Here is a 20534-nt window from a genome sequence, read left to right as displayed (position 1 = left end):
CTTATTCCTCCAGATTGAGCTTACGGCTAGAGATCTCGTCTTGGATGTATGCAATAAAATCATCCACTTTAAATTTACCAAGATCTTTACCTTTACGAGTACGCACTGCAATTTCGCCAGCTTCCATTTCTTGGTCACCAACAACAAGCATATACGGTACACGCTTCAAAGTATGTTCGCGGATTTTAAAGCCAATCTTCTCATTTCTCAAGTCCGCTTTAGCTCTAATTCCACTTTTTTGTAGTTTTTGTACTATTTCTTGAACATAACCTGACTGTTTATCAGTAATGTTCATAAGAACTGCTTGTTCTGGCGCCAACCAAGTTGGGAAGAAACCAGCATATTCTTCGATAAGGATACCGATGAAGCGCTCTAGTGAACCTAGAATCGCACGGTGAATCATTACCGGTACAAGACGTTCATTGTTTTCACCTACATAAGTTGCACCTAAGCGACCTGGTAGGTTGAAGTCTAGCTGGACAGTACCACACTGCCACGCACGGTCTAGACAATCGTATAGTGTGAATTCAATCTTAGGACCGTAGAACGCACCCTCGCCTTCTTGAATTTCGTATGGAATATCCATCGATTCAAGAGACTGCTTCAATGCTTCTTCAGATTGATCCCAGATTTCATCTGAACCTACACGTTTCTCTGGACGAGTAGACAGTTTCACTACGATGTTGTCGAAACCAAATGTTTGGTACGTATCGTACACCATCTTGATACAGTTTGTTACTTCTTCTTGAATTTGGCTCTCAGTACAGAAAATGTGAGCGTCATCCTGAGTAAAGCCACGTACACGCATAATACCGTGTAGTGCACCAGATGGTTCGTTACGGTGACATGAGCCAAACTCAGCCATACGTAGCGGTAGGTCGCGGTACGATTTTAGACCTTGGTTGAAGATCTGTACGTGACCTGGACAGTTCATTGGCTTAATTGCGTATTCACGGTTCTCAGAAGAAGTTGTGAACATTGCATCAGCGTATTTATCCCAGTGACCTGAGCGTTCCCAAAGAACACGGTCCATCATAAGTGGACCTTTCACTTCTTGGTAACCGTACTCATCTAGCTTAGCGCGGATGAATACTTCTAGATCACGGAAGATAGACCAACCATTGTGATGCCAGAACACCATACCCGGTGCTTCTTGCTGCATGTGGAATAGGTCTAGTTGCTTACCAATCTTACGGTGATCACGCTTCGCCGCTTCTTCTAGGCGAGTTAGGTGCGCTTTCAGTGCTTTCTTGTCGTGGAAAGCCGTACCGTAGATACGTTGAAGCATTTTGTTGTCGCTGTTACCACGCCAGTAAGCACCTGCAACATTCAGCAAAGTGAAGTGTTGACAGAAGCTCATGTTAGGAACGTGAGGACCACGACACATGTCGATGTATTCTTCATGGTGGTAAAGGCCTGGACGATCATCACGAGATACGTTTTCGTCAAGGATTTCCACTTTGTATGGTTCGCCACGTGATTCAAACGTATCACGCGCTTCCTGCCAGCTTACTTTTTTCTTAACCACTTCGTACTTGGTTTTCGCTAGCTCTTTCATACGCTTTTCAATCTTTTCAAGATCTTCTTGCGTTAGAGATTCGTCTAGGTCGATATCGTAGTAGAAGCCATTGTCGATGGTTGGACCAATCGCCATTTTAGCTTGAGGGTAAAGCTGCTTAAGAGCGTGACCAAGAAGGTGAGCACAAGAGTGACGAACGATTTCTAGACCGTCTACTTCATCTTTAACTGTGATGATTTCAAGGCTTGCGTCTTCTTCAATTAGGTCACACGCATCAACGCGGTTACCGTTTACACGACCAGCGATAGTTGCTTTGGCAAGACCGGGACCGATCGATTGCGCAACTTCCATAGTAGATACTGGGTTGTCAAATTGACGCTGACTGCCGTCAGGAAGAGTAATAATAGGCATGCTATGTCCTTTACAGTGGTGTTGCACACCAAGCAACACATGTTATTCAAATTAGAAGCTATTTGTTGAAAATAGTTGAGAGTCAATAAAGGCCTCTCGGTAACACGAATACCGGACCGTTATCGAAAATGGGATTGTACCTAGCTCACATTTAGAATGCAAAGCGCGATTTTGTTTTGTCATAAGAACTTAACCGCAGACCCGTCACGACAATCTGATCATGCTTTTTTAAGAGACCGCATAACTTGTAAACGGAATTACCCCTCAATGAACTTACACAACAAATTACAATATTGCCTATTACGTGTGAACCGATACAAAGCTTAACACGCTTGGCGAGAGCTCAACGTGCGATTTAGGTATATAGTTGTTTTATAGAGTAGTTTGTATGTAGGTATTCATCATGGTCTATTTCAAATCGCGCTTTATGGTGCTTCTAAGCACCTCGATATGTTCTTTGCAAGCCTTCGCATCAAGTGACTTATATGGCCCGCTGCGTTCTTACGCACAATCCCCAATGCAAGTGGTTAGTCACACCAACATACTACGTTCAGGACACAGTCTGCCCTCTGGGTTTGTCGAAGCCTATGGTTCGGGAACCGTGGCAAGTGTTTGGGCTCATACTGATGAATACGCACTGGATTATTACCACAATCAAATCGAATTAGGCAGCAAATGGCAAGTCAGCAACCGTTGGCAGTGGGAGCTCAACTATCGATGGGTCTTTGCCGCTGACAACCATTTAGATGGACTGACGAAAAGCTTCCATAAACTTTTCGGTATCGGACAAAATGGGCGGGATAAAGTAGACAGAGATCGTTTTTACATTTCAATGTCGCAATATGATGTGCTTGAAGATGATTTCGAAGGACAAACACTGGCCAATAACCTATCTACTTACTTACAGTATCAAGTGTTCCAAAATGAACATCACGGCCTATCGATTGGCGGCAGTTTGTATTTTAACGATGTGGCTCACGGTACTTTTCAAGGTAGCAGTTTCGAGCAAGGCTTCCAATTAAACTACAGCTACTTAAGTGATGCTCATGCATTTTATTCGATGATTGGCATGACTTTTCGTTCGGATGACCGTGCCTTGCTCGATCTGCCTTATCGACATAATACGATTGCCATTGCAGGTGGGTACCGTTATGCCTTAGAAGATAACCATCACCTGATGTTGGAATATCATTGGTATCAAGGCTCAACAGAAGGACCCACAGAGTTTGCTGATGCCTCTAATGAACTGGTATTGGGCTATCGATATCTAATGGAAAATTCAGCGCTTGAGTTTTTAGCCGTAGAGAACGCAAGAAACATGGATAACAGTACCGATATCGCTTTCACAATAGGATATCGGTACATATTTTCATCAAGTTGATGAGAGCTATAGATTTAGCGTTGGTGCAACTGCGGCTGCGACTTGAGCATCGGTTGCATTGATCGGCAACGTAAACGAGCGATATTGGTCACCAGCCAAACTGAGCGAACGGTCAATCTCTGCCAAACAATGCATGACCTGTCCTTCCAGAATAAAAGAAAGCTCAATTTCTTTTGATGAGATAAAGCCGTTGTTACGGAACTCTAGCTCTTGATAAATACCAGAGCGAGAGGAAAACGAGCCACCGCGCAAAAAGCCTTTTTCAACATCGGCTTTAACCATAGTGAAACCAGCTTGCTCGATCGCTTGAATAACCCGAGATGCTACTGGTAAAGGTTTCACTTCAATATAGTCACGGTCACGCGGATCAATTGCAAAATCAATATCTAACGTCGTCTCGACCCAAACATGACATTGATTCTTAAGTGCGCTAACCGCAGTAATTGGTGTTTCATCATGCAGTTCTAGCTCAAACGGAACCTGCTTTTCTTCATTAGGTTGAATCACAAAAGGGTCAACTGCTTTCAATTGATCAATAGTGAAGGTTTGGTAACTTACGCTATCATCCACTTCGACTTTCATTTCCGTGTTCAATTTAATCGTAATAGCATCAATTTGTTGTTCGACATCTCCGCCTTTGATATGAACATGCCCTTTCAGCGTCGCTCCTTGAAACACGCTCATTTCGTCCAAAATGGTATCTACTTTTGCAGAGCCGATCCCCAGTGATGCTTTCAATTTTTTAAACATATTTTTCCTTTTTTAGCGACTTTTCTTCTAATAATCGTTTGTTTACACAATTGTTTTCTGCTGTGCAAGCAATAGACCACAAGAAAATGTTTGAATTCAATCATCAATCCAAATAATGCTCAGCAGCAATAGTCATTCAGCTCTGCAATAGGATTGCTCGGTCACTAAGCGGTACATTCGTCGAGAAATGTTTGCAATTTGTACCTAAATTAAGCAGTATTTGTATAGTCAAATAAAGGGAAATCATTATGTCTGCACCACTCTACATTCAAATTAAACAATTTATCCTGGATAAAATTGATGCTGGAGAGTGGGTAGTTGGTCATCGCATCGCCACCGAGATTGAGCTTACCGAGCAATTTGGTGTCAGTAGAATGACAGTGAACAAAGCAATTCGGGATTTAGTAAATGAGGGCCGATTACAACGTCGCCCACGCTTAGGCACGTTCGTGTGTGATCCTGGTGAAAAGTCAGAATCTCCCCTGCTAGACATTCGAAACATTGCCGAAGAAGTCAGCGATAGAGGGCGAAAGTATGGCAGTAAAGTGCTCAAACAGATTGCTATAAAAGCAGATGACAACATTGCGACAAAACTCGGCGTTATGTTAGGCACGACAGTGTTTTACAGTGAAATTATTCACTATGAAGACCAAACGCCGATTCAATTGGAGCTCCGCTGGGTGAATAGCCAATATGCCCCGAGTTATTTAAATCAAGACTTCACACAAATCACTCCAAATCAATACCTGTCAGATAATTGCCCACTCAGCGCGATAGAACATACTGTAGAGGCAATTGTGCCTGAAAGCCGTATTAAGCAAGACTTAAAAATGCAAGCCAATGAACCTTGCCTTCTCTTGAATCGCAGAACGTGGAGCCAAGATAAGTTAGTCAGTACCGCCCTACTTTATCACCCTGGTAACAAATATAAGCTGAGCTCAAAAGTGCTCATTTAAGGACAATATTTGTCCTCTAGATCTACGTTTTGATCACATTTTAGCAACATCAATCTTGTCAGTGTTCTTATTTTGCTCTATTTATTTGTATATACATTTAATGATACAAATAAACACAGGGACACAAACATGGATTTGCTGATTGAAAACGCACGTCTAGTTACCATGCAATCGGGAGAATGCGGATACCTTCCAACGCCTCCAGCGCGCATTGGTATTCAATCTGGAAAAATCGTTGCGATCAGCACTTGTGCCATTGGTGAAGACGCACCGCAAACCGAGTCTCTGCTGTCTGCCCAACATTACCCTCAGAGTATCGACCTTCAAGGCAAGTTAGTGCTGCCCGGCCTGATCGACTGTCACACTCATCTTATTTACGCGGGCAATCGTGCCAACGAATTTGAAATGCGCTTAAACGGCGTGCCATATCAAGAAATTTCTAAACAAGGCGGCGGGATTCTCTCAACGGTGCATGCGACACGCTCTGCAACCGAAGCACAACTAGTTGAGTTAGCGTTACCACGTTTAGATGGGTTACTCGCGAGTGGCGTCACTTCTGTCGAGGTGAAATCTGGCTATGGATTGACACTGAATGATGAAATAAAAATGCTCCGTGCCGCCAAAATGCTGGAGCAAGAGCGCAAAGTTAAAATCACGACTACACTTCTCGCCGCTCACGCCATTCCGCCAGAGTTCCAAGGTCGTGCAGATGATTATATTGAGCACATTTGTCAGGACATAATCCCTGTTGTCGCAAAGGAAGAATTAGCTACGAGTGTCGATGTTTTTTGTGAATCGATTGGTTTCAATCTTGAACAAACAGAAAAAGTGTTTGTAGCTGCAAAACGCCACGGCTTAAAGGTTAAAGGGCATACTGAGCAACTTTCTAATCTCGGTGGTACAGCCCTCACTGCGCAATACAACGGTCTGTCAGCGGATCACATCGAGTTTTTAGATGAGCAAGGTGTTAAAGCACTTGCTCGATCAAACACCGTCGCCACTCTATTGCCTGGCGCTTTTTATTTTCTAAGAGAAACTCAGTTACCACCGATTGAGTTGTTGAGAGAGCATAACGTGCCGATGGCAATTGCTACGGACGTCAACCCAGGTACATCACCATTTTCTGATCTCACACTCATGCTGAATATGGCGTGCACGCTATTTCGCCTTACACCGCAAGAAGCACTGCGTGGTGTAACGCAACATGCAGCCAAAGCTCTGGGTTATCAAAACTCACGTGGCGAAATCAAAGTAGGGTTTGATGCGGACTTCTCTATATGGGATATCGAAAGCCCTGCGGATTTAAGCTATCAAGTCGGAGCAAAACGTCTGGTAGGTCGTATAGTAAATGGTGAATACATTTCACACGGAGGCCAATAATATGTCTCAATTCGACCTACATTCTCCCCTATTTCATTGGCAAGGCCGTCATGATGCCGAGGACGGCAAGCTTGGTCAGCGAATTCATCACGTTGTTCAACGCCAAAAAGCAGATGAGTTGAGTGCCGTTGCGCATGGCGTCTCATTACTCGGTTTTGCTACCGACGCTGGCGTTGCGAGAAACAAAGGACGCATTGGCGCGAAAAAAGCGCCAGACTTAATCCGACGAGCACTCGCTAATTTAGCATGGCACCAAGACGCCCCACTATATGACTTAGGTACTGTGGTGTGTGAAGACGACTTACTGGAAGAGAGCCAAGCTCTATGTGCAGCAACCATTTCAAGCGCACTGCCCCATACGCCAGTCATCGTGCTGGGTGGTGGGCATGAGATTGCGTGGGCCTCGTTTTCCGGCTTAGCGGAATATTTTAAAGCGCACCATCCAGAGAAGAAGCCTAAAATCGGCATTATCAATTTCGATGCGCATTTCGATTTGCGCGCATTCGAGAGTAACCTCGCCGACATAAGACCGAGCTCTGGTACACCCTTCAACCAAATTCACCATTTTTGTCAACGTAACGATTGGGACTTTCATTACGCTTGTATTGGTGTAAGCCGCAGTAGCAACACTAAAGCGCTATTTGAAAAAGCAGATGCGTTAAATGTTTGGTATGTAGAGGACAATCAGCTCTGCTACTTAAACCACAGTTATCACTTAACTCAGCTTCAGCATTTTATTGACGACTGTGACTACCTCTATTTGACTATTGATCTGGATGTATTCCCTGCTGCAACCGCACCTGGAGTCAGCGCACCAGCAGCTCGGGGAGTGAGTTACGACACAATTGCCCCCTTTTTAGATCGAATTCTTCATTACAAAAATAAGTTAATGCTGGCTGATATCGCCGAATACAACCCAAATTATGACGTCGATAGTCAAACAGCACGATTAGCTGCCCGTTTGTGTTGGGATATCGCCAACGCAATGGCGGAAAAACAGCACAAACCATAATGCATCCCAGATGCCACTGATTATTACGACCAAGCAAGTACTTGGTCATCACGAGAAACTAAAGGAGTCTGAAATGACACAGCGCCAGGGACAAGATCCACGACTTGATACAAGCAGAACAATTCGTGCACCTCACGGAGATAAACTGCGCGCAAAATCTTGGCTAACCGAAGCCCCTCTTCGTATGCTGATGAACAACCTTGATCCTGATGTTGCAGAACATCCACATTCACTGGTTGTATATGGCGGCATTGGCCGAGCAGCGCGAAACTGGGAATGTTACGACAAGATTGTTGAAGTACTTGAAAGACTCGAAGATGACCAAACGCTTTTAGTTCAATCAGGCAAGCCTGTTGGTGTTTTCCCTACTCATAAAAATGCCCCACGCGTGCTTATCGCAAACTCAAACCTTGTTCCGCATTGGGCAAACTGGGAACACTTCAACGAGCTCGATAAACAAGGCTTGATGATGTACGGCCAAATGACCGCTGGCAGCTGGATATACATTGGCTCGCAAGGTATCGTACAAGGCACATACGAAACGTTCGTATCTGTTGCAAAAAAACACTTTGACGGTGACGCAAATGGCCGTTGGATTCTAACAGGTGGTCTTGGTGGCATGGGTGGTGCTCAACCTCTCGCTGGTACAATGGCGGGCTTCTCCATGATTGCAGTAGAGTGTGATGAATCACGTATCGATTACCGCCTACGTACAGGCTATGTCGATAAGAAAGCGACTTCTTTAGATGAAGCGCTAGCTATCATTAAAGAGTCAGACACACCAGTATCGGTTGGTCTACTAGGTAATGCAGCAGACGTTTTCTCTGAGCTGGTAGAACGTAATATCACGCCTGATGTCGTAACAGACCAAACGTCTGCACACGACCCGCTCAATGGCTATTTACCACAAGGCTGGAGCATGTCTCACGCAGCAGAAATGCGTTTGCAAGATGAAGCAATGGTCGTAAAAGCAGCGAAAAAATCCATGGCTGTGCAAGTTCAAGCGATGTTAGAGCTGCAAAATCGCGGCGCCGCAACACTCGACTACGGTAACAACATCCGCCAGATGGCCTTGGAAGAAGGCGTAGAAAACGCATTCGATTTTCCTGGCTTCGTTCCAGCCTACATTCGTCCTCTATTCTGTGAAGGTATCGGTCCTTTCCGTTGGGCTGCTCTCTCTGGCGATCCTGAGGACATTTATAAAACCGACCAAAAAGTAAAAGAGCTAATTCCAGATAATCCGCACTTACATAACTGGCTAGATATGGCTCGCGAACGCATCCAGTTCCAAGGTTTACCTGCGCGTATTTGCTGGGTTGGTCTTAAAGATCGTGAGCGTCTTGGTCAAGCATTCAACGAAATGGTGAAAAATGGCGAACTTAAAGCGCCCGTTGTCATTGGTCGAGATCACTTAGATTCTGGCTCTGTAGCAAGCCCGAACCGTGAAACCGAAGGTATGATGGACGGTTCTGACGCCGTATCAGACTGGCCATTATTAAACGCGCTACTCAACACGGCGGGCGGCGCAACTTGGGTTTCACTACACCACGGTGGTGGCGTAGGTATGGGCTTCTCGCAACACTCAGGTATGGTTATCTGCTGTGACGGCAGTGAAGATGCCTCAGAACGTATTGCCCGCGTGCTGCATAACGACCCAGCAACAGGCGTGATGCGTCATGCTGATGCGGGATACGATATCGCTAAACAATGTGCAGCAGAGCAAGGGCTAGATTTGCCAATGCTCAACGAAGAACTGAAGAAGCTCAAGTAAGGATGAAAGAGATGTTAAATTTAACGCTAAAGCCAGGTCATATTAGCTTAAACGAACTACGCCAAGTGAGCCGTTCACCAGTCAACCTTACTTTGGATCCTGAAGCCATTCCGGCCATTGAAGAAAGCACACAGGTCGTAGACCGAGTCATCGCGGAAGATAGAACGGTTTACGGAATTAACACTGGTTTTGGGCTATTGGCTAACACACGAATAGCACCAGAAGATTTAGAAACACTGCAACGCAGTATCGTTCTTTCTCATGCGGCAGGTATCGGTGAGTTTATGTCAGATGAAACGGTTCGTCTGATGATGGTATTAAAAATCAATAGTCTGTCTCGTGGCTTTTCTGGGATTCGCCTAAAAGTCATTAATATGCTGACCGACCTAGTCAACGCACAAGTTTACCCTTGCGTACCTAAAAAGGGCTCTGTTGGCGCATCAGGTGACTTAGCTCCTCTAGCCCATATGAGCACTGTATTACTGGGAGAAGGACAAGCTCGCCACAACGGTAAAATCATTTCCGGGCAAGAAGCATTAAAAATCGCAGGTCTAGAGCCTATCACTCTGGCGCCAAAAGAAGGCTTAGCGCTACTAAATGGGACTCAGGCATCCACAGCGTTCGCATTGGAAGGCCTGTTTATCGCGGAAGACCTTTTCGCGTCAGCAACCGTTTGTGGTGCAATGTCTGTTGAAGCCGCTCTCGGCAGCCGACGTCCATTCGATCCGCGCATTCACCGTGTACGTGGTCATCGCAGCCAAATGGACGCAGCACTCGCATACCGTCATTTGTTAGACACATCGAGTGAAATAGGTGATTCGCACACTAACTGTGAAAAAGTACAAGACCCGTATTCTTTGCGCTGTCAGCCTCAAGTGATGGGCGCGTGTTTACAGCAAATCCGCAATGCGGCGGAAGTATTACAAGTAGAAGCGAACTCCGTATCAGATAATCCGTTGGTGTTTGCTGAAGATGGTGACATCATCTCTGGCGGTAACTTCCATGCGGAGCCTGTTGCAATGGCAGCCGACAACCTAGCACTTGCGATTGCCGAGATCGGCAGCTTGTCTGAACGTCGTATGGCATTACTTATCGATAGCGCGCTATCAAAACTGCCACCGTTCTTAGTCGACAATGGTGGTGTGAACTCTGGTTTCATGATTGCTCAGGTTACCTCTGCTGCGTTAGCAAGTGAAAACAAAACACTCGCTCACCCAGCGTCAGTAGACAGCTTGCCAACATCTGCAAACCAAGAAGATCACGTGTCAATGGCAACATTCGCGGCTCGCAGATTGAAAGAAATGGGCGAAAACACTCGCGGTATTCTGGCTGTCGAATACCTCTCAGCAGCACAAGGCCTAGACTTTAGAGCGCCAAACAAGTCCTCTGAGCGTATTGAGATTGCGAAACAAATGTTGCGTGAAAAAGTATCGTTCTACGATAAAGATCGCTACTTTGCGCCGGACATTGAACAGGCAAACACTCTGCTTAAGCTGGCTATCCACAACACGCTCATGCCAGAGAGCTTGTTACCAAGTATTCAATAATTAAGCATAACTGGCATTTCATCGAATAAACAGATGATGACTTGAAGGCTCTACGTTCTGCGTGGAGCCTTTTTACATACGATTAAACATGTTGATGGCACTGTTTATGAACGCCTGTCTACTTTGATGGCTATACTTTAAAAGATAGGCGAGCGAAAAGGTCGTTGTTTATTGCTTTCACAAATAAAAGCGTTGCTAAAGTATGCGTTTTTAACGGTTTATCCGCCGAAATAGTGTCTTATTGTTAGGATACGGTGAAGTTTTCACTGGATGGACCATTGCTACGCAGATATTCGCATATAATCCCACACAGTTTTGGTTACTACGTAAAAATTATGTTTCTAACACCTTATTTTTCAAACACTAATCACCAGTTTCAGTTCACTCGCGAACAAGCAAGCCACTTTGCAAAACGTGTCGCAGGTGACTACAACCCAATTCATGATGAAGACAACAAACGCTTTTGTGTCCCTGGGGATTTACTTTTCGCAGTGCTCCTTAGTAAAGAAGGCGTTAGCCAAAAGATGCGTTTTAACTTCTCTGGCATGGTAAACGATGGTGTAGCACTTCATATTGAAAATAAGTGTGACAAAGAAAGCGCTGTTGTTGACGAGGCAGGTAAAGAATACTTACACATGTCCCGTGAAGGTGAAACTAACCACGATCCGGCATTTATTGAGCATGTAGTGACAAATTACGTGCAATTTTCTGGTATGAACTTCCCTCACATCATGGTTCCTCTTATGGAAGAGAAGCAAATGATGATTAACTGCCAGCGTCCATTAGTTATTTATGAAAGCATGGAAGTCGAATTTTCACGCTTAGACCTTACGCATCCAGAGGTGGATTTCACTGGCGCAACATTCGATGTAGAAGGAAAACGAGGTGTAGTCACCTTAAACTTTGCGTTCAAAGAAGACGGTGAAGTCGTTGGTAAAGGTATTAAGCGCATGGTTGCAAGTGGCTTGAAGCCATATGACCAAGAAGCGGTTGACGACCTTGTACGCCGCTTTAATGAACGTAAGGATGCATTCCTAGCAAAGTTCGTTAAGGCAGCCTAGTCGACTGCCCTATCAGAAGCGCACAAAAAACGTGTTTACTAAAAGAAAGCCCAACGTCGACCGTTGGGCTTTCTTTTTATGTCTCATCCAAACAAAACTAAACGCAATGCTTAGAGCCAACGACGAACATGGTTTTTATAATCCACATACTCTTCACCAAACAATCGCTCTAAAACGCGTTCCTCAGGCTTGATTTGAAACCGATTCATATAACTGACAAATATCACGCCACAAAGCACCACACTCAAGTGCTGCCACCACAAACCAGTTGCTATGATTAGAAGCAATAATGCCGTGTACATAGGGTTGCGTGAAAAGGCAAACACACCAGTTCTTACAACAGAAGATGCCGCTTCAGGTTTTACTGGGTTCACTGTGGTTTTTACTTTGCGAAATTCATACACGCCAGCAATGCCCATGTAGCCAGACAACAAAGTTAATACACCTACTACAAATTCAACAAAGGGGACTCGAATGTTCATGCTCGGCGTCAAAACTTTAAGTCCGTACATCAAAAGTATGACTAGCAAAAACACCGCAACAGGTGGGACTTTGAGTTCAAGTTTTCTCAAGATTCATATCCTTTGAAAGGGTCTAAGTACGGTTTCTAAAAAGCCCAGTAAAACTGGGCTTGATTTAGTCCGATTACAACAAAGTTAACAATGCCTGAACGGGATGCTTGGGCTTCGTTCCTTCAAAGCGTTTCACTTGGCTGCGGCAAGAATAGCCTGTAATCAAACATCTCTCGCTATCCAACTTATCTAAGCTTGGCTTCCAGCTTAAATTGTAAATGTCTTTCGACATCGACAACTTATCAACCTCATGACCAAACGTACCCGCCATACCACAACAACCAACAGGCACCGTATTCAAAACTGCACCAAAGTGAGCAAAAATAGCGCCCCACTCTTTTTCCGCATTTGGCATTTTGGTTTTTTCAGTACAGTGCGCAAACAGATACCAAGGTTCCTGCGCCTTATGCTCTCCGCTTTCAAACGCTTCTAGTCTTGGGTAAAGCCATTCGTGGGCTGTTAGTACATCGAAATTACCTCGCTTACTGCCAAGCACTTCAGCGTATTCATCTCGATAACACAGCACCAAAGCAGGATCGACGCCAACTAATGGAATATCCAGATCCGCTACCATCGCCAAGAACTTCGCTGTGTCGGCTGCTGTGTCCTTAAACTGACGTAAAAACCCTTTAATGTGTTGTGCTTTACCATTCGGCTTAAACGGCAGAAGCACCGGATTCATACCCAGCTTTTTCAATAACTTAACGAAGTCTTCAACGACATCAGCGTCGTAGTAACTAGTGAATGGGTCTTGAACAATTAAAACATGTTTGCTCTTTTCAGACGAAGACAAACCACTGAGCGCTTGCAGATCATAAGGCGTTGTCAGCGACTCTACTCGTTGTTTCAAGGTGGGTACTGATAACAACGGCGCATCGACATACCCGACCGTAGATGCCGTTAAACTTTTCACCCACGACTGCTTCAAAACACCATTTACGACACCTGGCGCTTTCGCCATCATCGGCAGCATAGTCTCAATGTTCGCAACCAGATAGTCTTTTGCAGGACGTTGGTAACGAGAGTGATAGACGTTTAAAAAGCGCGAGCGAAAGCTCGGAACATCGACTTTAATCGGACACTGACTCGCACACGCTTTACACGCCAAACAACCATTCATCGCTTCATACACTTCGTGAGAGAAGTCATACTCGTGACGACGATTGATAGAATGACGTACGCGGTCAATCATGGTTTTGATTGATGTTTTGTTTTCTAGTGTTTGCTTTTCTAAGTCAAGAATATCAATGCCTTGCTCAGTAAGCTGACGCAACCACTCGCGAACCAAACCCGCACGACCTTTCGGTGAATGACGACGATCGGCTGTTACTTTCATCGATGGACACATTGGCGAGCTGGTATCGTAGTTAAAACACAAACCGTTACCGTTACATTCCATCGCTTGTTTAAAGCTGTCACGTACTTGAACGTCAATCTGACGGTCATAGTAACCACGTTTGGTATCGGTAACTTTGACAAGCTCTGCATCACTATCCAGCGGTGTACAGATTTTGCCCGGGTTCATTTTGTTGTGTGGATCGAATGCCGCTTTCACACGTCTCAGTTCAGTAAACAACTCGTCGCCGAAAAACTCAGGGCCATATTCTGAACGGAAACCTTTGCCGTGTTCACCCCACATCAAACCGCCGTATTTCGCCACCAGCTTGACCACTTCATCAGAAACTTCGTGCATCAATGCTTCTTGGTGCGGGTCACACAAATCCAACGCAGGACGTACGTGAAGCACCCCAGCATCGACGTGACCAAACATGCCGTAATTCAGAGACTTGCTGTCTAACAGTTCTCGAAACTCTACAATGAAGTCCGCCAGGTTTTCTGGTGGCACACAGGTATCTTCAGCGAATGCGACCGGTTTAGCACGACCTTTTGCTGCGCCTAACAAACCCACCGCTTTTTTACGCATGTTGTAAATACGCCCAATGCTCGCTACATCGTTACAAACTTGGTAGCCGATAATGCCCGCTTCTTCTGTTTCCAACATGGTATCGAGCTTGGCGGTCAACGCTGCAACCTGAGCAGCAACTTCCTCTTCGTCCTGACCTGCGTATTCCACCATATTGATGCCAAGCATCTCTTTATTTGGAACATCGGTAAGTAAATCGCTCACGGTGTGCCAAACGATATCTTGCTTCGCGAGATTAAGCACTTTTGAGTCAACGGTTTCTACAGACAGCGCTTTCGCCTCTACCATAAACGGTGCATTACGCAGTGCAGAATCAAAGCTGTTGTATTTAACGTTAACCAACGTACGCGCTTTCGGAATTGGCGTCAGGTTCAGCTTTGCTTCGGTAATAAATGCCAATGAACCTTCCGCGCCGCAAAGTACTCGTGTGATATCGAAACGGTCACCGTCTTCATTCAAGGCATTTTTTAAATCGTAGCCCGTTAAAAATCGGTTAAGAGGAGGAAACTTATCTACGATCTGCTGGCGTTTTTCACGACATACGGATTCCGTTACACGTAGCGCCTTGGCAGCAAACTCGCCTTCTTTTGGGTAACCATGGGACAAGTCCGACTCTAAAATTGAACCATCAGCAAACACCGCTTGTAGCGACAAAACATGATCGGATGTTTTTCCGTATTTCAGAGAACCTTGACCAGAAGCATCGGTGTTGACCATGCCGCCAATCGTTGCACGGTTACTGGTAGATAAGTCTGGAGAGAAGAAGTAGCCATAAGGGCGAACAGCGTCATTTAACTGGTCTTTCACTACACCAGTTTGTACACGAACCCAGCCTTCTTTCTCATTAATCTCAAGCACTTTGTTCATGTGGCGAGACATATCCACCACAATACCTTTGGTTAGCGACTGACCATTGGTCCCTGTGCCGCCACCACGAGGTGAAAAGGTAATTCGTTCGTACTTTTCTTTATTGCTCAGTTTCCCGAGGAGAGAAACATCTTCTGTCGTTTTGGGATGAACGACAGACTGAGGAAGTTGCTGGTAAACACTGTTGTCAGTGGCAACCGCTAGTCGGCTTGAATATTGGCTTTCGATATCACCAGTGAATCCGGCGTGCTCAAGCTCTTTCAGAAAACTAAGAACAAGAGGATCGACATCAGTTTGCGAGTGTAATCTTGGTAACATTTGCTTCCTGCCCCTACGACGCTGATCCGATCAGCTGCGGGTTGTGTAATTATTTGCTCACTTCTCATACAAATTGGCGCTAAGCGAAAAAACACCACAAAAGAGTTAGTGAAGTAATATTCTTTGAATTTCGTCACTTTACAACATTTAAAAAGACGAGCAAATCAGAATCTCGATACAATAATTAAACTTATGCTTTATTTTTTCACGCTTGATGCCTACATTGGGGAACGAATCGCGTTTCTAGATGAGTTTTCAGAATGAAAAAAAATAAAATTGTGACCACTGAAGATATCCTTCTCAAACTTTGCCAGTCTGTTTCTGGCGTACTTACTTCGGCGACATCTTCTCAAGTAAATTATTCAGCAATGGTGCAAAAAATCCACAAGACTAGCCTCAAACCAGATTTTGGCTGTTTTGTTCTGTTTGATGGCGGATTTACCGGGCTAGTTGTGATTAATTTTACGGCAAAAGCCGCACTGGAGATCTACACCAACTACATGCGTAATATGGGCATGCCAGAAGAAGAACTGGCAATATCTCATACTTCTGACGAGGTAGGCGATGTTCTGGGTGAACTCATGAATCAACTGGTCGGAGACTTCACTAATAAAATTCGTAAAGACCTGCAAACGAACATCACACAAAACCAACCAAAAATGCTGGCGCTGAATAAGCAAGTTATCTTACAAGTTGATACCAACCTTGACCGCCCTCAAGCGCGCAGAGTGACGTTCTCCACCGAAAACAACAATATTTTCTATCTCGAACTAGCAATGGATAAAACTGAGTTCATCCAACTGGAAGAGTTTGAAGTTGCTGAAGACGAAAACCCAGACGACATTTTAGAGGCAACACGTAAACAGTTGGCTGAGAAAGAATCTAAATCGTCGGGATCAAACGATGATGCCGATGACTTGCTCAACCAGCTCGGGTTGTAATTCTAACGAATCTTAATGAAGAATGGCTTCTTAGACACAAGTACGACTTCATACTGATTACGACGAACTAAAACGCCAGCCTCGCTTAATGCGAGGCTTCTTTTTATGTGCTGAAATTATCTTCAGTCCCACCTTGTATTTCGTTTTTATGTCAAAAAAGGTAATATGTCTGACTTCATAAATTTTCTGCTTTCGTTACTGGTTGTCGATGGATAAACAAAAAGCTCTGAAAAAAATCGCCAAGTGCTTAGAACTGGGCAATTCCGCTAATGTTAATGAGGCTGCCAATGCTATCAAAATGGCACATCGCCTCATGCTTAAATATGGTCTCGATAAAGACGATATTGAGTTCATCAGAATGGGAAAAACACAATCTTCTCATCTGCTACCAGCGAACATCAGTTCTACCATATTGCGAGTGATTCGCGGCATTAACACAAAATTCGGTGTCGAAGCAGTATTGTTGAATCACAAAGGGCTCAAACGTGTCGAATTTATCGGTGAAGCAGATCGCGCTATTTTTGCTGCATTTGCTTTCGATATTGTTTATCGCGAGATGAACGAAAGTACCGGACAATTCCGAAACAGCTTTGCTGGCACCGGCACCTCTTCTCAGGAAGTGACTCGCCGTGTGAACTCATTTGTATCTGGCTGGGTGGAAGGCGCGATTGAAAAATTGCCAATTATTTCTCCAGATGAAGAGTCGGCCAATAAAATTAATGACTATATTGATAAAGAATTCCAAAACATTGACCGCGAAACGTTCAAGAAGCAATTGAAAGAAGCAATGAAAAACCTAACTGAAGACTACGAAGTGGGCTTAAAGAAAGGTAGAAAGGTTTCAGTTAACCGTGGAGTGGGCGGCGAACAAGCACGCAAAATGTTGGGCGATTCATCGAAATAGCCAGAATAGTAAAGGATTCACATAAGCAGCAATGACTTCGATGTCGATGGGGCTTACTTTGAGAGCTTTGGCAGTATTGGTAGGAATTTTCTTACAGAAACTCTTATCAATCTTACTTTCTCATAACAAATATTAATGCTTGTTTATTCATAATTCGCATCCCATTATGAGGCATGGTTTCGCCTCAGTTTTATACGGAGATTTTCCCTTGAAAAAGATGCCTATTGCACTAGCTCTAGTGCTAGCTCTTACTGGCTGTCAAGCCACTCAACGCCAAAATGCAACAACGGGTGAATACGAAACTAACTCCACCACGCAAGGCGCGCTTATTGGTGCGATCGCTGGCGCAGCAATCGGCCTAGCAACGGGTGATGATGCTAAAGAACGTCGTCAGCATGCACTCATTGGTGCAGCCGCAGGCGGAGCGACTGGCGCTGGCGTTGGTTACTACTTTGACCAACAAGAAGCGGAGTTACGTCGCGCTTTGCTAAACTCTGGCGTACAAGTTCAGCGTGTTGGTGAAAATCAGCTTTTACTGCGTATGGAAAACGGTATCGGCTTCTCTTCAAGCTCTTACCAGCTTGATGCTAGTATCCATAATACTCTACGCGGTGTTGCTCGCATCCTAGTTGAGTACCCAGATACCAGTCTCGTTATTGACGGTTACACGGATAGCACAGGTAGTGAGTCATACAACCAAACGTTGTCAGAGCGCCGTGCAGAGTCCGTACGTCAATTCCTAGTATCTCAAAACGTTGCACCTGGTCGTGCAATTGCACGCGGCTACGGCGAACGTAACCCAATTTGCTCAAACCAAACTTCTGAAGGTCGTGCGTGCAACCGTCGTGTTGAAATCCAGATCTTGCCACTGAAGTAATTTGGTTGCACCATAACGGTAATAATAAAAAATTACCGGAGCAGGCCTAACCATTATCGTTAGGCCTGACATATTGATGTCTGTCAAAACGTCTGCCCTACTCTGCTTATTTAGCCTCAGCTTTTCTGGTTACTCGCTTGCCTCTCAAGCTCCAAATGACCCCATCGAACAATACGAGTACGCACAACGTTTATTGGCATCAAACGAAGCTGAAGCCTCACCAGAAACGCGCTACTGGCTAGAGCAATCCGCCAACCAAGGTTACCTCCCTGCACAAAAACAGCTCGCGAACGACTTTGCTAAAGGGATCAATGGTGAAAAAAATGAAACACAAGCGTTATATTGGCTAACCTCTATCGCACTCAATGACCCAACCGATCGTGGCTTTCTTCTCGCCGATTTTATTCAGCGCAATCCAGATAAGGTCACAACTTCTCAATTGACTGAAGCCTTGTATCAAATGGCTTCTCAGCATAATCCAGCAGCAGAACAAGCTTATAATCAACTATTAGAGCAGCGCTTCAACCAACTGCGAGCTAAACAAGTCTCGCAAATAAAGTCGCTCGATAAAAAGGCTGAGCAAGCACAGGAAGAGAAAAGCACAGTTGCAAACCCCAAAGTAGAACACTCGCAGTTTTTATGGCTGATCTGGCTAGCGGCGATACTCATCATCAGCGGCTTAAGTTTTCTCGTAATCAAGAAACTTAAGCAGAATAGAAAAGCGCTTGAAGCCAAAGAGGAAAGCCAAAATCAACGAATGGCGAAAAAAATAAAAGAGCTAGAGTTTACGAACAAGCAACTGAAACGCCAGCTAGAGAAAGTATTCAAAGAATTTAAGAAATCCAAAACCCAGGCAGAGAACCATAAGCTAAGCGTCGCGTGTGCTATGTTTGGCTACACACCACAACACATCCCTGATTTACAAGCAATCAAGCTACGCTATAGACAGCTATCAAAGCTTTATCATCCTGACACAAGAGGCAGTGAAGAAGAAATGAAGCGACTCAATCATGCCTTTAAGCTCGTCTCACAAAATGTTACAAAACAGTAAAAATAGGTCAGGATACTTTGGCTAGCATGCTTTTAGACCTATATAATCAAGCGCCGCAATCGATCTCCCTCTCAAACAAATTAACAGACATTTAACTTAAGTCGCGCTTTTATGCCATAATGCCCGGCGCAAAATAACACCTAACGACTCAAATTAATCTAGGTGGGGAGAAAATCAATGTTCACTGAAGAAGGCACCTGTGATTGGTGTAAAAAACCTAGCCTTGTAACTCGTCACGATTATTTAGATGGCAAGCACCACTACTCATGTAAAGCTTGCTACGATATGGCGAAAATCGACGTGCGCCTATTTAACCTAGGCGAATTACAAATGCGCGAACGCTTGCAACAAGCGAGCTAAGCAAGACGGAATCAACGGAACTGATTTTCAAAGGCGCCTTTTAAGGCGCTTTTTTGATCGGCCAAGCCCTATTTCCAATCTCTATCTCGTATTCCCTCCTATCTTACATAGCACGTCGCATCGGTTATCAGCCCTCTCCCACTGTATACAAACCATTGTCCGTGAAAAACACCTGTATATACAGTAGTAAACCCCTGTATGTCTCTCGTCCAACTTTCTACTCACCTCACATTTTTAAATTGATGTTAGACATATCAGAAATGAAAAATAAACAAATAAATTCAATTACTTAAAATAAAATCCTTTTATTTCCTTCTCAAAAAACCGCAAATAACTTTTGAGAAACTTGTTGATCAGGTCGCCAAAACAAACTACTGTATAGGCATACAGCATGTATAAAGGAACAGTAAGATGCAGTTACAAAGTCAATCTCATACATACTCTCGCTACAACGTATTGGCACAAGCAACTAAGCCCATGGCCGTTTCGGATCAGCTTCTATCTAAGCTGGCTGTTTTATCGCAGCAGAAACAATGGATTTTGTTTACAGCAGACTGCCCTCGTCCAGACTTTGAACAACTCACTGCTTCTAATATTTGCTGTAAAAACATCATTCAGATGAAGCCGTCTCAACAGCTTTCTGAAGTGGAAATCGTGATTAAAGCTATTCAGTCTGGTAACGCTAGCGCTGTCGTCGCATCGAACAAGATTGCCCTAATGAATCAATCAATGCTTCGCGATATTGCTCAACGTTATCAGTGTGAAGTCTTTTTCGTCGAAGGCAGAGTTAATAAGTACCACTAACAAGATCGACGTTATCCATCCTGCATCTCGCCTCCTTTTTAAGGGGGCTTTTTTTCATTCGACTAAGAATCCCCATAGTTATAATTAGATTGACACTAGTTAATTATCTTTATTAATATATATAGATT

General features: G+C 44.4%; 17 protein-coding genes. 13 read left to right on the top strand and 4 right to left on the bottom strand.

Translation table 11 applies throughout. The annotated features are described in order from the left end of the window. Position 1 precedes the first annotated feature (1 nt). Positions 2-1930: a threonine--tRNA ligase gene (gene thrS, locus R7E78_RS15500; protein ID WP_005395892.1), complete on the bottom strand. Its 1929-nt coding sequence runs from the start codon at positions 1928-1930 to the stop codon at positions 2-4. 403 nt (positions 1931-2333) lie between these two features. On the opposite strand from thrS, the gene R7E78_RS15495 reads away from it, so the two are divergent. Beyond that, complete coding sequence (locus tag R7E78_RS15495; RefSeq protein ID WP_318058034.1) at positions 2334-3311, top strand: DUF3187 family protein; 978 nt, start codon at positions 2334-2336, stop codon at positions 3309-3311. A gap of 6 nt (positions 3312-3317) precedes the next feature. On the opposite strand, the gene R7E78_RS15490 is transcribed toward R7E78_RS15495, so the two are convergent. Continuing rightward, entirely contained in the window at positions 3318-4061 is a 744-nt protein-coding gene (locus R7E78_RS15490) for a sporulation protein (protein WP_318058033.1), read from the bottom strand. A 248-nt stretch (positions 4062-4309) separates the two neighbouring features. Here R7E78_RS15490 and hutC point away from each other — a divergent pair, with 248 nt between their 5' ends. The 6 genes from hutC to R7E78_RS15460 all read left to right on the top strand — a co-directional run bounded on the left by hutC (position 4310) and on the right by R7E78_RS15460 (position 11788). Then, positions 4310-5017, top strand: a complete 708-nt coding sequence (hutC, locus tag R7E78_RS15485; RefSeq protein ID WP_005385493.1) for a histidine utilization repressor — start codon at positions 4310-4312, stop codon at positions 5015-5017. A gap of 129 nt (positions 5018-5146) precedes the next feature. After that, complete coding sequence (gene hutI / locus R7E78_RS15480) at positions 5147-6397, top strand: imidazolonepropionase (protein WP_169628417.1); 1251 nt, start codon at positions 5147-5149, stop codon at positions 6395-6397. Position 6398: 1 nt separating this feature from the next. Beyond that, positions 6399-7409 (top strand): formimidoylglutamase, encoded by a 1011-nt coding sequence (gene hutG, locus R7E78_RS15475; RefSeq protein WP_033905138.1) that lies wholly within the window; start codon positions 6399-6401, stop codon positions 7407-7409. 73 nt (positions 7410-7482) lie between these two features. Beyond that, positions 7483-9180, top strand: a complete 1698-nt coding sequence (hutU, locus tag R7E78_RS15470) for a urocanate hydratase (protein WP_033905347.1) — start codon at positions 7483-7485, stop codon at positions 9178-9180. An 11-nt stretch (positions 9181-9191) separates the two neighbouring features. Further along, positions 9192-10727, top strand: coding sequence for a histidine ammonia-lyase (hutH, locus tag R7E78_RS15465; protein WP_064368094.1), 1536 nt, complete (start codon positions 9192-9194; stop codon positions 10725-10727). A 335-nt stretch (positions 10728-11062) separates the two neighbouring features. Continuing rightward, complete coding sequence (locus R7E78_RS15460; protein ID WP_017821813.1) at positions 11063-11788, top strand: DUF3581 domain-containing protein; 726 nt, start codon at positions 11063-11065, stop codon at positions 11786-11788. A gap of 110 nt (positions 11789-11898) precedes the next feature. On the opposite strand, the gene R7E78_RS15455 is transcribed toward R7E78_RS15460, so the two are convergent. After that, positions 11899-12360 carry a methyltransferase family protein gene (locus R7E78_RS15455; RefSeq protein ID WP_033905135.1) on the bottom strand — a complete coding sequence of 154 codons (462 nt, stop codon included), beginning with the start codon at positions 12358-12360 and terminating at the stop codon, positions 11899-11901. Between the two features lie 73 nt (positions 12361-12433). Next, positions 12434-15469 carry an FAD-binding and (Fe-S)-binding domain-containing protein gene (locus tag R7E78_RS15450; RefSeq protein WP_318058032.1) on the bottom strand — a complete coding sequence of 1012 codons (3036 nt, stop codon included), beginning with the start codon at positions 15467-15469 and terminating at the stop codon, positions 12434-12436. Between the two features lie 260 nt (positions 15470-15729). Between R7E78_RS15450 and R7E78_RS15445 the strand changes: the two genes are divergently transcribed. From R7E78_RS15445 to R7E78_RS15420, 6 genes are all read left to right on the top strand, one after another. After that, entirely contained in the window at positions 15730-16410 is a 681-nt protein-coding gene (locus R7E78_RS15445; RefSeq protein ID WP_005388843.1) for a DUF3334 family protein, read from the top strand. A 208-nt stretch (positions 16411-16618) separates the two neighbouring features. Continuing rightward, entirely contained in the window at positions 16619-17314 is a 696-nt protein-coding gene (locus tag R7E78_RS15440) for a DUF2786 domain-containing protein (protein ID WP_005377954.1), read from the top strand. Positions 17315-17531: 217 nt separating this feature from the next. Beyond that, positions 17532-18191, top strand: a complete 660-nt coding sequence (locus tag R7E78_RS15435) for an OmpA family protein (RefSeq protein WP_005377956.1) — start codon at positions 17532-17534, stop codon at positions 18189-18191. 76 nt (positions 18192-18267) lie between these two features. Next, positions 18268-19242, top strand: coding sequence for a J domain-containing protein (locus R7E78_RS15430; RefSeq protein WP_226082917.1), 975 nt, complete (start codon positions 18268-18270; stop codon positions 19240-19242). A gap of 177 nt (positions 19243-19419) precedes the next feature. Further along, positions 19420-19602: a hypothetical protein gene (locus R7E78_RS15425; protein WP_182016170.1), complete on the top strand. Its 183-nt coding sequence runs from the start codon at positions 19420-19422 to the stop codon at positions 19600-19602. A gap of 411 nt (positions 19603-20013) precedes the next feature. Next, positions 20014-20406 (top strand): SulA-like leucine-rich domain-containing protein, encoded by a 393-nt coding sequence (locus R7E78_RS15420; protein WP_130546007.1) that lies wholly within the window; start codon positions 20014-20016, stop codon positions 20404-20406. The last annotated feature ends 128 nt before the right edge of the window (positions 20407-20534 follow it).

It is taken from the genome of Vibrio sp. YT-19(2023), from assembly GCF_033337395.1.
Note: the sequence above shows the minus strand (reverse complement) of the source record. Positions and strands in the feature narration are given on the sequence as shown.